Source organism: Thiolapillus sp. (assembly GCF_048562965.1).
GTDB classification, from domain to species: Bacteria; Pseudomonadota; Gammaproteobacteria; order Chromatiales; family Chromatiaceae; genus Thiolapillus; species Thiolapillus brandeum_A.
Genome location: NZ_JBHNMF010001440.1, coordinates 1 through 626, shown reverse-complemented (window position 1 = coordinate 626; position 626 = coordinate 1). Strand labels below are relative to the sequence as shown.

Here is a 626-nt window from a genome sequence, read left to right as displayed (position 1 = left end):
GAGGCGTACGAGATTTACTGTGAGCAGGTACGTCCCCAGGGCGATGTAAACCCGGCCGAGCTGGCAAAAGCCGGGCCGTCCAACAATGGTAACTGGCAGTTACTGGATATCAATTGCGCGGCGCTGATTGCCGCGGACCTTGTGATACAGGCAACCGTATTGCAATACTGCGACTATTGCACCGCCTGGTATCTCAGGCCTACCGAGCACACAATAGGGCAGCTGCTCGAACACCAAGTCTCTCTTACGCTTCAGGAAGCAACCGCTGCGACGCAGTGCCCTATGTGCCGTATTCGTCACGAGACCCTTCATTATGTCGAGCCCGAAAAATAGCCATGTTTCGCGTCAGAAGGAACAAATCTATATACGAAGCTTATGATGCGCCCTTCACCCACAAAGTTAATATAGGCCCTGCCTCACCCTCAGTTACCCCGTCTATTAAAAAAACGGGAAAAAGAAAAAAAGAAAACCCACCACAAACTCCGAATAATGGCACCGGCCTTTCCGAAGCGCTCCCGTGCTTTGCTGCTAGGGAGCTTCGTATATAAAATGCAGCGTCAAGGACGGATCCAGCGCGGCGTCCAACCGCCCCTGGCCGTTGGGTATGCCAGATATTGCAATCGTGA

Annotated in this window: 1 protein-coding gene; it reads left to right on the top strand. The window is 52.7% G+C overall.

From position 1 onward, the window contains the following. Window positions 1–333 (top strand): hypothetical protein (locus ACOCD2_RS24815; protein WP_419626343.1); only part of this gene is annotated, 333 nt, incomplete at its 5' end. Window positions 334–626 lie beyond the last annotated feature (293 nt).